11 protein-coding genes are annotated in these 13,228 nt (G+C 61.7%); 5 read left to right on the top strand and 6 right to left on the bottom strand.

Features of this window, described 5'->3' with window-relative positions:
• Positions 1-449: 449 nt before the first annotated feature.
• Positions 450-986 (bottom strand): RNA polymerase factor sigma-70, encoded by a 537-nt coding sequence (locus tag ACJRW5_RS04965; protein ID WP_484569418.1) that lies wholly within the window; start codon positions 984-986, stop codon positions 450-452.
• Positions 987-1,302: 316 nt separating this feature from the next.
• Here ACJRW5_RS04965 and ACJRW5_RS04960 point away from each other — a divergent pair, with 316 nt between their 5' ends.
• The 3 genes from ACJRW5_RS04960 to ACJRW5_RS04950 are packed head-to-tail and all read left to right on the top strand — an operon-like array spanning position 1,303 to position 2,522.
• A complete protein-coding gene (locus tag ACJRW5_RS04960; RefSeq protein ID WP_484569417.1) occupies positions 1,303-1,521 on the top strand; it encodes an MbtH family protein in 219 nt (72 codons plus the stop codon).
• Complete coding sequence (locus ACJRW5_RS04955; protein WP_484569416.1) at positions 1,518-2,204, top strand: thioesterase II family protein; 687 nt, start codon at positions 1,518-1,520, stop codon at positions 2,202-2,204. Before ACJRW5_RS04960 ends, ACJRW5_RS04955 begins: the two co-directional genes overlap by 4 nt.
• A complete protein-coding gene (locus tag ACJRW5_RS04950; RefSeq protein ID WP_484569415.1) occupies positions 2,205-2,522 on the top strand; it encodes an alpha/beta hydrolase fold domain-containing protein in 318 nt (105 codons plus the stop codon).
• Between the two features lie 105 nt (positions 2,523-2,627).
• On the opposite strand, the gene fhuB is transcribed toward ACJRW5_RS04950, so the two are convergent.
• The 5 genes from fhuB to ACJRW5_RS04925 all read right to left on the bottom strand — a co-directional run bounded on the left by fhuB (position 2,628) and on the right by ACJRW5_RS04925 (position 11,079).
• Entirely contained in the window at positions 2,628-4,622 is a 1,995-nt protein-coding gene (gene fhuB / locus ACJRW5_RS04945; protein ID WP_484569414.1) for a Fe(3+)-hydroxamate ABC transporter permease FhuB, read from the bottom strand.
• The gene (locus ACJRW5_RS04940; RefSeq protein WP_484569413.1) at positions 4,615-5,541 is read right to left on the bottom strand and encodes an ABC transporter substrate-binding protein; all 927 of its coding nucleotides are present in this window, start codon (positions 5,539-5,541) and stop codon (positions 4,615-4,617) included. The genes fhuB and ACJRW5_RS04940 overlap by 8 nt, the downstream gene beginning before the upstream one ends.
• 98 nt (positions 5,542-5,639) lie before the next feature.
• Entirely contained in the window at positions 5,640-8,063 is a 2,424-nt protein-coding gene (locus ACJRW5_RS04935; RefSeq protein WP_484569412.1) for a TonB-dependent siderophore receptor, read from the bottom strand.
• A gap of 116 nt (positions 8,064-8,179) precedes the next feature.
• On the bottom strand, positions 8,180-9,871 hold the full coding sequence (locus ACJRW5_RS04930; RefSeq protein WP_484569411.1) for a cyclic peptide export ABC transporter: 1,692 nt from the start codon (positions 9,869-9,871) through the stop codon (positions 8,180-8,182).
• Positions 9,872-10,080: 209 nt separating this feature from the next.
• Positions 10,081-11,079: a FecR family protein gene (locus ACJRW5_RS04925; RefSeq protein ID WP_484569410.1), complete on the bottom strand. Its 999-nt coding sequence runs from the start codon at positions 11,077-11,079 to the stop codon at positions 10,081-10,083.
• Positions 11,080-11,163: 84 nt separating this feature from the next.
• Between ACJRW5_RS04925 and ACJRW5_RS04920 the strand changes: the two genes are divergently transcribed.
• Complete coding sequence (locus ACJRW5_RS04920) at positions 11,164-11,694, top strand: sigma-70 family RNA polymerase sigma factor (protein WP_484569409.1); 531 nt, start codon at positions 11,164-11,166, stop codon at positions 11,692-11,694.
• Between the two features lie 168 nt (positions 11,695-11,862).
• Positions 11,863-13,185 (top strand): lysine N(6)-hydroxylase/L-ornithine N(5)-oxygenase family protein, encoded by a 1,323-nt coding sequence (locus ACJRW5_RS04915; RefSeq protein WP_484569408.1) that lies wholly within the window; start codon positions 11,863-11,865, stop codon positions 13,183-13,185.
• Positions 13,186-13,228: the final 43 nt, after the last annotated feature.

Below are 13,228 nucleotides of genomic sequence, written 5' to 3'. Positions count from 1 at the left end.
GTGGGGTGGCGGCACTCACAGGTTTGCTGCCCTGTCCTGTCATCTACCCCTATGGGCGGGGCGGCCAAGTCATTGGCTGGCTTAGGCATGGTGTGTGGCTAGAAGAGTGGTTCTTGAATAATGTCTTCGATCCGCGCCTGTATTCTTTCGCTTGCTCCTCGGTACAACGTAGCACTGAGGGCCGTGCTGATGAAGGCATGACCAGCGAGCGCCCAGGCTGGGAGTCCCGGATAGGTTGCAGGCCGGCGGAGTCAAATGGAGGCTGGGACTTTCTCGGGTAGCTGCTGTGTGAATAGCAGCAGCTTTCGGCTTCAGGTACATGTTGTAAATCGAGAAAAGTTCAATGCCCTCTATCATATGGCCCTGAGGACTGTGCTCCATTCTGGCTGGGTCTCTCTCAGCCTGTGCGCCACTACCCAATGGGTGCGTCATTTATTTTCCCGCTCGTTTCAACGTGCTTTGCTTTCCATGCGCTTGAGCGCTTGCCGGCAGTGCAGCAGTGCATCACGCACCATGAAGTTCACCAGGGTCGGTGAAACCCCCAGTTCCTTGGCAATGTCGTTCTGAGTACGCCCGTGCAGTTTGTACATCTCGAAGGCGTAGCGAGTGCGCTCGGGCATTTGCGCCAAGGCCGAGGAGAGCATTTCCAAGGTTTCTCGACTCTCGTGGCTTATCTCTGGCGAGGCGCCAGGGGCGGCGATACGCAGGCCTTCTTCCTCACTGCCGGCATAGCGTTTCTCCAGAGCCTGACGGCGATAGAGGTCGATCGCCAGGTTACGCACCACGCGTAACAGGTAACTGCTTTGCGACTGGATGTTAGGCACCCTGCTTGCGGCGCTGAGCTTGATATAGGCGTCGTGCACCACATCTTCGGCGTGGCTGCGGCAACCGAGGATGCGCGCTGCTGCGTTGATGAAGGTCTGCCTGCGGGTGACGAACAGGTCGTGCAGGGCCAGATGCTGCTGAGTAGGGAGCGTCTTGGGCATGAGATGTTTCCTATGCGGCCAGAGCGTGATGGGCGTCCACATGGGGTAGATCTGGCGCGAATCCATTGCGCGGGTCTTTTAGCCCTGCCTGGCGGTTCCTGCGCCGGTATCGAGGTGGCCAAATCTAATGTAGTTGATAATTATTATCAAATCATACGTGGCCTCTGACCCGATCCAGGATCAAAACGTTCAGTCGGATGAGAATATCCTCAAACGGCGCTTATGATAATTAATCTCATAAGTTAATCCTAACTATTAGCTTTTCTCCTTCGTCTTCATCGGAAAGCCGCCCAACCCGGGCGAGAAGGAGGCAGAGATGGCATTCGATCGCGACGACGCGACATTCAAGGTTCTCGTCAATCACGAGCTGCAGTATTCCCTGTGGCCTGCCGACAAGGCTGTGCCCGCCGGCTGGCGTGAGACGCAGCAGCGTGGCAGCAAGGCGGAGTGCCTGGCCTACGTCGAGCGGGAGTGGGTCGACATGCGCCCACTGAGCTTGCGTCAGGCGATGAGCGGCGAGGCAGCGGAGCAGTGAGCCGCCTGCACCTGTACTGCCTGCCATATTCCGGTGCCAGCGCGATGGCTTATGCGCGTTGGCGTCGTTCACTGCCGGCTTGGGTCGAGGTGTTGCCGCTGGAGTTGCCTGGGCGTGGTCGGCGCTTCAATGAACCCCTGCAGACCGATATGCAGGCGCTGGCCAATCAGCTCGCGGCTGAGCTGAGCGAGTCGCTCCGGCAGCCCTATGCACTGTTTGGCCATAGTCTCGGTGGCCTGCTGGCTTTCGAGTTGGCCCATGCGTTGCGCCAGCTCGGCATGCCTTCTCCGCAGGCACTGTTTGCCTCGGCAGCACCAGCGCCGTCGCGCCGCGAGGCTCACCTCGAACTGGCGCAGGAGCAGAGCGATGAGCAGTTGCTGCTGCGTCTTCGATCCCTGGGGGGAACCCCTGCAGCCGTATTTGACGATGCGGAAATGCTCAGTCTGACCCTGCCGGTGCTGCGCGCCGATTTTCTCCTCTGTGGCCGTTATCGCTACTACCGGCGTGCGCTGCTCGGTTGCCCGATCCATGTGCTGGGTGGCAAGGCGGATCGGGTGTCGGTGGATGCGCTGGCAGCCTGGCAGGACGAAACCGCCGAGGACTTCTCGCTGGAGATGTTCGAGGGCGACCACTTGACCGTCATCGTCTGGAACTGGACTCCAACCGTCTGGCCCAGCGTCTGATTGCGTTCGGCATCGGCCCTGAAGTACGTGTCGGTGTGGCCTTGCCGCGTGGTGTCGAGTTGCCGCTGGCGTTGCTCGCCGTTGCTGGCGGAGGGACAATTGCGTGGCAGTGCGCCGGCGCTGCTGCTGATCGCCGAGTTCGACCCCTTGCTGGACGAGGGCCTGGCCTATGCCGAGCATCTGCGCGAGCAGGGTGTGGTCGTAGAGAGTCGGCTATGCCGTGGCATGACCCATGACTTCCTGCGCATGGCCGGGCTGGTGCCGGAGGTGCTGGATTACTACGCGCAGGCGGCAGCGTTTCTGCGGCGCTGCTGGTAGGGCGTATCGGTCGACGAGAAGCGGGTGCGCATGGCGCACCCTACGAGCGTCGGGGGTAACGCCATTCCGTAGGGTGCGCTGCGCGCACCAGCCGTCGACGATGCGCTAGCCGCGGCGTTCGCGCTGCATCAGCCAAAGGAAGTATGGGCAGCCGATGAAGGCGGCCAGCAATCCGGCGGAAACCGGCCAGGGATAGGCCAGGTTGCGTCCCAGCCAGTCGGCCAGCAGCATGATCAGCGCGCCGGCACCCGCGCTCAGCAACAGCTGCGGCAGCGCACGGCGCACGCCGAGGTGGCGGGCGATATGCGGTGCGATCAGACCGACGAAGCTCAGAGGGCCGACCATCAGGGTGGAGGCGGCGGTGAGCAGGGCAGCCAACAGCAGGATGGCCAGGTGGCTGGCACGCAGGCGCAGGCCGAGCGCTGCCGCCGTACCGTTGCCCAGGCCGAGCAGATCGAGCGGGCGTGCCAGCAGCAATGCAGCGGCGCCCAGCAGCACGGTCAGGGTCATGGCGGTCGTGGCGGCAGTGGCATCGACCTGATAGGTCGAGCCGGTCATCCAGCTCATCAGTGCCGTCATGCGTGGGTCACCGCTGGCCATCAACAGAGTGCTTAGCGCACCCAACAAGGTGGTCAGGCACACGCCGGTGAGCAGCAGACGCTCGGGGCTGAAGACACTGCGCCAGGCGAACCAGAGCAGAGCTGCGAGGGTCAGCAGGGCGCCCAGGCTGGCTGCCGGTAGCATCAGTGCTTGCGGCTGCGGCACCAACAGAAACAGCACCAGTACGCCCAGCGCCGCGCCGGAGCTGGCGCCCAGCACTTCTGGGCTGGCCATGGGGTTACCGGTCAGGCGTTGCACCAGCAGCCCGGCCATGGCCAGCATGGCGCCGGCGGCCAGTGCACCGAACACGCGTGGCAAACGCCAGTGCAGCTCGCTGAGTTCAGCCCATTGCCAGCCTTGCAGCCCTTTGGCCAGGAATACGGCGGGTATCAGCAGTACGACCAGCAGCCCGAAAATCAGCAGGATTGGCCGCCATGGATGCGCCGTAGGCTGTCCCAGGCTGGTTCTGTGCGGTTGGATACTACCGCTGCGCTGGCGCGCAAGCAGCCACAGCAGCAGTGGCACGCTGAACACCGCAGTGAGGATGCCGGCCGGTACTTCGCCGACCAGACGCGACAGCTCGCGTGCGCACTGATCCACCAGGCTCAGCAGCACGGCGCCGAGCAGAGGCGCCCACAGCAACCGCTGGCGCAGGGTGCGAGCGCCGGTCATACGTGCGATGGCCGGCGCGGCGAGCCCGATGAAGCCGATGATGCCGACCACGCTGGTGACGAAGGCACTCAGTGCCACCGCGATCAGCAGGCCGAGGCCACGGGTGGCGCGCAGCGACACGCCGATGCTGGCAGCGCTCTGGTCTTCCAGGCCGAGCGCTGCCAGCGGGCGAACCAGCAGCACGGCGAGCGTGGCGGCGACGGCCAGGCGTGGTGCCAGGTAGAGCACCCCATCCCAGCCACTTTGGTTGATCGATCCGGCTTGCCATAGCAGCAGGTCGATCAGGTAGTCGTGGTTGAACAGCACCAGCAGGGCGTTCAGCGCGTTGCAGTAGAGGCTGATCACCATGCCGGCCAGGATGAATCGCAACGGCGACAGATGACGGCCCCAGGCGAAGCTGAACAGGGCCAGGGTGGCCAGCCCGGCGCCGGCCAGGGTCACGGCTTCGAGGCCATGGATCAGCAACGTCGGTGCCCAGATGGTGGTGACCGACAGCGCCAGGTTGGCACCGGCGGCGACGCCAAGGGTCACCGGCTCGGCCAGCGGGTTACGCAGGATCTGCTGGAACAGGGTGCCGGCCAGACCCAGAGCGGCGCCGACCATCAGGCTGACCAGCAGGCGTGGCGCGAAGCTGAAATGCAGCAGTACCTGATTGGGGCTGTCCAGATCCGGTGACCATAACGCCTGCCACCACAGCTCGCGCGGTAGCAAGCCGTTGAGACCACGCCACACCAGCAGCGCTGCCAGCGTGGCAATGATCAGGGTGCACAGCGCCGAGCCCAGGCTGTGTTGGGCGCGCCGCACGGGCAGGCTCAGTGACTCAGCCATGCTGGACCTCCTGGCTGTCCAGATAGTCGGCAATGCGCTCGGCCAGGCTGAGGAACGAGGCCACGCCGCCATACGGATAGAATTTGCCCAGAGGCTGAGTTTGACCGCGGCGTACCGCCGGCAGGTTGTTCCACAGGGCATTGGGCTGACGCAGGCTCTGCAGGCGCGCCGAGGTAGTGGGGATTTCGATGTACAGCAGATGGGCATCGGGTTGTTCGCTGAGGCGCTCGATACCGGTGAGGCTGAAGCCCATGGCATTGCTCGGGCCACTCCAGGCGTTGTGCAGCCCCAGCCGCTGGAGCACGTCTTGGGCCATGCTGTGCTGGCCGTAGACCGTGGCGTGGCGGCCGTCCTGATTGAGTACGGCGATGTACAACGCGGGCTGCGGGCGTAGCGCCAAACGAGCGCGTAGCACTTCCAGGCGTTGCTCTGCGGCTTGCAGATAAACGTCGGCGCGATCACTCAGGTGCAGGCGCTCGGCTATTTGGCGCATGAAGGCGCTGGCGCTGTTCCAGACCCCCCTGTCTGTGGGAAAGACGTTTACCACCTCGGTTGGTGCGATATCACCGAGCGCGCGTAACACGCTGTTGGGCAGGGCGTCGCTGAGGATCAGTTGTGGGTTCAACTGATGCAGCAATTCGAGGTTGGGTTCCCAGTAGGGGCCGATGTCACGCACGGTCTGCGGCAGGGGTGGTGGGGGCATGCGCCGTCGGTAGTAGCCGACATCGGAAATGGCCAGTGGCTCCACACCGAGGGTCAGCAGGGTTTCGGCTGCGGCCCAGTTGATGGCGACCACGCGCTGCAGCGGTTCTGCGCGCAGTGGCAAGCCATAGCCGAGGGCCAGTCCGCCGATGGCCATGGCCTGAAGGAGCTGGCGGCGTTTCAGCAGTCGGTGGGGGCGGTTGGTTGAGGCGGGCAAGGAATTCTCCAGATACGCGCAAGGCTCCCGCAGGAGCCTGATCAGTCAGCAAGCAAAAGCCCGGCAGCGCCATTGGCGGTGCCGGGCTTTGCACCTGGTTACCAGCTGTACTTGACGCTGGTCATCAGGTTGCGTTCCAGGCCGAGGTAGCAACTGGTGGCCGCGTCGCAGGTGGCTGTGTAGTCCTCGTTCAGCAGGTTTTGCGCGTACACGGCCAGCGTGACCTGTGGCGTCAGTTTGTAGCTGGCTGACGCATCGAACAGGGTGTAGCTGTCGGCCCCGAAAGTATTGGCGTTGTTGCCATACATCGAGCCGACGTAACGGGCACCCGCGCCCAGGGTCAGCCCCCGCAGCGAGCCGTCGGTGAAGTTGTAGTTCACCCAGGCCGAGGCCATGTGTTCCGGCACGTTGGCCGGGCGGTTGCCCTGGTTGCCGTCGTTGCTGCGGGTGATCTGTGCCTTGGTGTAGGTGTACGAGCCGAGGATATCCCAGTGTTCGTCCAGCTTGAGGCGAGCCTCGGCCTCGATGCCACGCGAGCGCTGTTTACCTTCTGCAACATTGAAGCCTGTGGTTGCACCGTTGCTGTCGCGCTCGGGGGTAAGGATGTTGGTCTTGATCAGATCGAAGGCTGCCAGAGTCAGCAGAAGGTCGTCATGCGGCTGGTACTTCACCCCCACTTCCCATTGATTGGCCTCGCTCGGGTCGAATGTGTTGCCCAGGCGGCTCACTCCACTATTGGGTGCGAAGGACTCGGCGTAGCTGATATAGGGCGCCAGGCCAAAGCTGGTGAGGTAGGTCAGGCCCACGCGACCAGTAAAGGCATCGTCTTTCTGGTTGGTGGATCGACCGCCTTGGATGTTGTTGTCGAAGTCGTTGCGCACCCGGTCGTGGCGGCCGCCAAGGGTCAGCAGCCAGTGATCGTCGAAGTGGATCTGATCTTGGGCGTAGGCACCGAGTTGTTCGATGGTTTGATCGTAGTTGGCCTGAGTCAGTGAGTTACCCGGACCAGGCGTTGTAATTGGTTGGCCATAAATCGGGTTGTTCACGTTCAGCGCCGGGGTTTGGCCGCCGAAGCCTTGCGGCAGATTGCGGTAGAACTTGATATCGGCGTTCTGCCAGCTGTAGTCCAGGCCAGTGAGCAAGGTATGGCGGATCGAGCCGGTATTGAAGTCGGCCTGCAGCTGGTTGTCGACGGCAAAGGTGTTCATATGCTGCTGGCGGCGGTCAGCGGTGCGAATCACAGTGCCACTTGCGGTATCGATCAGTGCCGGCAGCAGGTTGTTGAACGTCAGGTCCACCTGGCCATAGCGTAGGTTCTGGCGGAACTCCAGCGCATCGTTGAAGCGGTGGCGAAACTCGTAGCCGAGGTTGTACTGATCCTGATCGAAGCGGTTGAAGCTGTGGTCGCCGAGCAGCGTATCGGTGGTGTGACCGTTGGGCTTGGTGTAGACGAACAGGCTGCCGCCGTTGCGATCACGCAGGAAGTCGGTGAGCAGCGTCAGGCTGGTGTCCTCGTTTGGCGCCCAGGTGAAGGACGGTGCGATATACTGGCGATCATCTTCCAGCTCATGACCATCGTCATACTCCACCTGGGTGTTGGCTTCGCGGTATAGACCGACGACGCGGTAGAGAAACTGGTTCTGCTCATCGAGCGCGCCCCCCACGTCGAACTGACCCTGGCGGCGCTCATGGCTGCCGGCAGTGAGCTGAACTTCGTTGACCTGGTTGGCGGTAGGTCTCTTGCTGACCCGGTTGATAACCCCGCCAGCATCACCTTGGCCGAAGAGGGTCGAGGCGGGGCCGCGAACCACATCGACTCTTTCGAGTGCATAGGGTTCGCTGCGAAACATGGCGTAGTCGTTGCTTTGCTGGCGCAGGCCATTGAGGTAATCACTGGTGCTCTGGCCATTGAAGCCGCGAATGAACAGCCAGTCGTAGCCTTTCGGATCGAGGCCGTAAGTCTCCACCTTAACCCCTGGTACATAACGCAGCGCTTCGGTGACTGTCTGTGCGCCCTGGGCTTCGATCTGGGCGCGGGTAATCACCGATACCGACTGAGGAATTCCCAGTAACGAGGTGTTGGTTTTGCTGGCGCTGTTGCTGGTTTTGGGGACGAAACTGTTCTGTCCTTCGCTACGCCCTTCGATTACCTGCTCGGGCAGGGCCAGGGCATTGTCGCCCGTGCTGGTAAACAGGCTGACGCGATTACCGTCGAGCTGATAACGCACGCCGGTGCCTTCGAGCAGGGCGTCCAGAGCCTGTAAGGCCTCCATTTCGCCAACCACGGCCTTGCTGCGTAGGCGGCTGAGTTGGGCCGGGTTGAACAGAATCTGCAGTTCGGTCTGCGCCCCCAGACTGGTCAGTGCCGAGGCCAGCGGTTGAGCGGGTAGGTCGATACGTACGGGCTCGGCCAGCAGCGGTGCAGAAGCCCCAAGTGCCAGGCCGAACGCAGTGGCGCGCACCAGGCGAGCCAGAGGTTTGAGCGTGTTCGCGGACGGAGAGAAATAGCTGGATGAGCGCACTGCTGTACTCCTGAATTGTCTATGTAGTGTTGGTTTTAATTAGAATGATTTGCTTTAAGACGCACGAGTAAGAAGAAACCGGAAAAGAAATTTCACGCTCGTGCTTTGCTGGCGCCTTACCCGGCGGGAGTGCTCTCAGTGGCGTGTTCGGCGGTGCCGCGATGCTGTTGCTGCAGCGAAACGATTCGCCCCGAGGCCATTTGCAGGAGGCGGTCGGCTACGTGGAAGTAGCGGTCGTCGTGGGAGATCACGATCAAGGTGCGGCCCTGAGCCCGAAGCTCTGGTAGCAGCTCGGTATAGAAGATGCGGCGGAACTCCGGATCCTGGTCGGCAGCCCACTCGTCGAACACCAGCACCGGACGTTTCTCCAGCCAGGCTTGCACCAGCGCCAGGCGTTTACGTTGGCCCGTGGAAAGGTCGGTGGTCGAGTAGTTGTGGTCGTTCAGGCTGACCTTGTGGGCGATCTCCAGGCGCTCCAGGTAGCGGTTGGCTTCGGACGGTATGTCCTGACTGCCCTTGAGCAGATCCTCGAACAGGAAGTAGTCAGCGAAGATGGTGGTGAACAGTTGGCGGTAATCATCGCGATTAGCGTCTGTCACCATCTCGCCGTTGAGCAGCAACGTACCGCCCTTGGGCACATAGAGGCCCAGCAGTAATTTGATCAGGGTGGTTTTGCCGCAACCGTTCTCGCCAGCGATGAAGAGGATCTCACCGGGGCGGATATGCAGATCCACCGGGCCAACGCCAAAGCCTTCGCCGCCGTCTTCGGTGGGGTATCGGTAGTGCAGGCCGCGCAGGTCGATACCTCGCATGGGCGGTGCGCTGCGGCCGTCGTCTCGCAGCAGCAGGTTGGGTTCCGGCGAAGAGAAGCGCTGCGACAGCTCGGCGATGCGGCGGAAGGCCACTTGAGCGCGGCTGACGATGGGCAACTGGCCAATCAGATGCTCCAGTGGCCCCTTCATGTACAGCAGTACCAGGATGAAGCCGCTCAGTGTAGCCTTGTCGGTGCTCGGCCAGAAGCTCTGGTAAGCCAGGGCTACACCGATGACGATGAAGAACAGGGTTGAGCCGAACCCCTTGGCGATCACGAACAGGTTGATCGAGCGGATCTGGATGTCGCAGATGCGCTCGGCTGTGCCCTGCAGGCGTTCGCTGTAGTGCTGGAAACGGCGCGGACGGCTGATGCGCAATTCCTTGGCGCCTTCGGCCATGGCGCGGTAGTGCTTCTGCAGGTCGTCCTCGGCGTCGCGGGCCTGGAAGAAACCGCGGATACCCTTGCTGCGCGCGACGTACTGGATGGCGCTACCGATGACGATAGCCAGGGCAGTGGTGAGGAACATGGGCAGCGACAGTGAGGCCAGATAGCCCAGGCAGCCGAGGGTGACGGTGAGCGACACTGCCAGTGGCGCGAAAGCGAAAGCGAAGTCGCTGATGGTGTCGATGTCGTGGGTCAGCACCGGGATCAGGCGATGACTGCGGTAGCGCTCGATCTGGTCGATCGGTGCCGAGATGATCTTGCTGCCCAGATCCTTGCGCAGGCGCGCGATAACATGCTGACCGACATAGTTGGTGCCAATGTCGGACACGATAGAGCCCACCAGAGCCAGGAGGCAGAGTCCGGCGAAACCTAACAGCAGGGCGCTGTGCATGCCGTCATCGGAATGCAGGCTGTAGTTGATGGTGGCCAGCAGTGCCGTGATGCTGGCGCCGCCAAGAATGCCCAGCAGGGTGGCTGCGGCGAGTTGTGGCGCGAACGGGCGTAACAGCCGGAAGAGTTCGCGGAATGTACTTTGCGGAGGTGTCTGCATCATCCAGTCCTGAGGCTCGGCGCAGGGCTGCGCCGGAAAACGGGGCGACGCGGTTGCAATCGAAATGACTGCAAACCCGAATCGTTCCTGTTAAGACGGATAAGGCGAGAGAAAACTCAAAGAAAACCCTGGATGAGTGTCTTGCAGCACGAACTTCGTTCTACGTGCAAATCCGGCATCATCCTGTTTGAAGTGCATGGAGCGTTCGGCTAGAGCGGCGCGTAGCGGCTCTTCAGTACCAAACCACCGTCATCGTGACGTTTGACTTCTATAGGCAGCACGGTCGGCAATGATTCGATCAGGGCCTGGAGATCATCGGTTCGGTAGATACCGCCGATGCGCAGGTTGCCACTGGCTGCGTCGCCCAGGCGTACCGGCTGCTCGAGGTAGCGGTTGATCAGTGGCAGGGCGACGCTCAATGCCAGATCATCCAGCACCAGTTTTCCTTCGATCCAGGCAATGGCACTGGTGGTGCTCGCCTGTTCCACATCGATCTGGTTGCTTCCATGGCGGTAGCGCGCCTGCATGCCGGGCGAAAGCTGCGCCTGGCCGCTCTGGACGCCCTCTGGTGGGCTGACCACCACGGCACCTTCAAGCAGGCTGACCAGCATCTGCAGATCATCCGTCCAGACATTGAAGCGGGTACCGGTGACACGGACTTGGCCATTGCCGGTCAGCACGCTGAACGGCTGTTCGCTGTTGTGGGTGACCTCGAAGTAGCCTTCGCCGCCGTTCTTGAGCCAGGCACTGCGGCGGTCGCGAAAGGTGGCGAAGATCAGTCGGCTGTGACTGTTGAGCTGAACGTGCGAGCCGTCTGCCAATATGACTTTGCGCGGGGTGTCCTGTGCCGCGTAGTAGCCAACCTGGGCCGGCAGCAGGCCAGCCGACCAACCGCCTAGCCAGATGGTCACGGCGCCCAGCATGGCGGCAGTGGCTATTCTGGCTGCGCGCCAAGGGCTGCGTTGGCGGCGGGGGCGGATTGGTGCGTGCCGAGGCATGGGGGCGTGTGTCGGGCGTAGTTGATCGGCCAATTGCCAGATCACCAGCATGGCGTCGTACTCGTGCTGGTGACTGGGGTCAGCGGCTATCCAGCGAGCGAAGGCCTGGCGTTCCTCGGCAGTGCAGTCCACATCATGCAGACGCGCGCACCAGTACGCCGCCTCGGCGCTGAGGCGCTCGTCTTCGTCGGTGGATTGCTGCTCGATCATTCGGGCATCCCAGGCTTTCATTTGCACAAAATGCGAGTGATTATAAGTATCGCTGGCCCAGGCTGTCAGCAAGTGTCTGTTGCCATGACACATCAGGAACCTGCGCGGGGCGGTTCCGTCAGGGATTCAGAGAGCGTTGTGATACAGCATTACCAAGAATTGATCCGCTACCTCAGTCGTACGTTGGGTGATCGCCAGGCGGCTGCGGATCTGGCTCAGGAAAGTTTTCTGCGGCTGCTCGAGCGAAAGACCATGGATGTCATCGAGCAGCCGCGCGCCTTTCTTTTCCGTACCGCCATCAACCTGAGTGTCGACCGCTATCGGCGTGCGCAGGTGCGCGCCGACGAGCCGCTCGAATCTCTGGAGCATGACGCGCTCGACGATGCCTGTGATCCCCAGATTCAGGCCAGTCAGGCGCAGCAGCTGAGGCTGCTGAGGCGGGCATTGGACGAGCTGCCGCCGGTTTGTCGTCAGGCATTTCTGTTGCGCAAGATGGAAGGTTGCTCTCATGCCGAGATCGCCGAGCGTATGGGCATCTCTCGCGACATGGTGGAGAAGCATATCGTCAATGCGATGAAACATTGCCGCATACGCCTGCGCCAGTGGGTGGGTTGAGATCGGACTGTCGATCAAACATCAATAATGAGAATGATTATAAATTTCTGAGCGCCTGTCTCGTCTTTTCTTCAAGACCGCAGCCTCATGCCGTAAGGCCGAGCAAGCGGACTATCCCAGGCAGGCCCATGGCTTGTTCGTGGCAAACGGCTAAAGGACACAGGCATCATGACTCAGTTGATCGTTCCTACCTACGACGTGCTCGGCATTGGTTTCGGCCCCTCCAATCTGGCACTGGCTATTGCCCTGCAGGAGCAGGCCGAGCGGGAAGGGCGTGTTTATCACGCGCTGTTTCTCGATCGGCAGCAGGATTACCGCTGGCACGGCAATACCCTGGTGAGCCAGAGTGAGTTGCAGATTTCCTTCCTCAAGGATCTGGTGACGCTGCGCAACCCCAGCAGCCCCTACAGCTTCGTCAACTACTTGCATGCGCAGGGGCGTCTGGTCGATTTCATCAACCTTGGCACCTTCTACCCGTGCCGGCTGGAGTACAACGACTACCTGCGCTGGGTCGGCCAGCAATTCGCCGATCAGTGCGCTTACGGCGAGTCGGTGGTCCGCGTCGAGCCGGTGCATGCTGCTCAGGGCATCGACCAGTTACGGGTGATCTCCGTCGACAGTCAGGGCAACGAACGCTTCCGCCTGGCGCGATCCATTGTCCTCAGTACCGGCGGGACTCCGCGGATTCCGTCTGCCTTCACCCATCTGCGTGACGACGCCCGGGTCTTCCATCACGCCCAGTATTTGGAGCGCATGGCCAGCCAGCCCTGTACTCGCCATCAACCGATGCGCATTGCCGTGGTTGGTGGTGGGCAGAGCGCGGCGGAGGCTTTCATCGACCTCAACGACAGTTATCCGTCGGTGCAAGTGGACATGATTCTGCGTGCGGCCGTGTTAAAACCGGCTGACGACAGCCCATTCGTCAACGAGATATTCACCCCCGACTACACCGACCTGGTATTCAACGAGCCTGAGGCCGAGCGCGAAAAACTGATTCAGGAGTACCACAACACCAATTACTCGGTGGTCGATCTGGATCTGATCGAACGTATCTACGGCATCTTCTATCGGCAGAAGGTGGCCAAGCTGGCGCGTCATGGCTTCCTGTGCCGACGCACGGTTGAAAGCGCCCGCGCCAGCGGCGAGGGGGTTGAGTTGGCGCTACGCGACAGTGCCACCGGTGATATTGAGAGCAAGCGTTACGATGCGGTGATCCTCGCCACCGGTTATGAGCGCAGTTCTCACCGCGAGTTGCTGGCGCCGCTGCAGAAATACCTGGGCGATTTCCAGGTCGAGCGTGACTACCGTGTGCGTGCTGATGCGCAACTTCGAGCGGGTGTCTACCTGCAGGGGTTCAGTCAGAGCAGTCATGGGCTAAGCGACACCTTGCTGTCGGTATTGCCGATGCGCGCTGAGGAGATTGCCCATTCGCTGTTCGAGCACTTGCCTGCAGCGGCTGCGACTCAGGCCCGGGCGCTGGAAAGCGCCTGAGTGAGCTCGACTAAATATTTTCATTGGCCATTCGTCTTCAGGT

Origin of the sequence: Pseudomonas pichavaramensis (assembly GCF_050473265.1) — a bacterium.
Taxonomy (GTDB): Bacteria; Pseudomonadota; Gammaproteobacteria; order Pseudomonadales; family Pseudomonadaceae; genus Aquipseudomonas.
This window is presented reverse-complemented; position numbering and strand designations above follow the sequence as displayed.

Coding starts and splice junctions, on each gene's coding strand:
- ACJRW5_RS04965 (WP_484569418.1), bottom strand. CDS start 986: ATGCCCAAGACGCTCCCTACTCAGCAGCATCTGGCCCTGCACGACCTG.
- ACJRW5_RS04960 (WP_484569417.1), top strand. CDS start 1,303: ATGGCATTCGATCGCGACGACGCGACATTCAAGGTTCTCGTCAATCAC.
- fhuB (WP_484569414.1), bottom strand. CDS start 4,622: ATGGCTGAGTCACTGAGCCTGCCCGTGCGGCGCGCCCAACACAGCCTG.
- ACJRW5_RS04930 (WP_484569411.1), bottom strand. CDS start 9,871: ATGCAGACACCTCCGCAAAGTACATTCCGCGAACTCTTCCGGCTGTTA.
- ACJRW5_RS04925 (WP_484569410.1), bottom strand. CDS start 11,079: ATGATCGAGCAGCAATCCACCGACGAAGACGAGCGCCTCAGCGCCGAG.
- ACJRW5_RS04920 (WP_484569409.1), top strand. CDS start 11,164: ATGACACATCAGGAACCTGCGCGGGGCGGTTCCGTCAGGGATTCAGAG.
- ACJRW5_RS04915 (WP_484569408.1), top strand. CDS start 11,863: ATGACTCAGTTGATCGTTCCTACCTACGACGTGCTCGGCATTGGTTTC.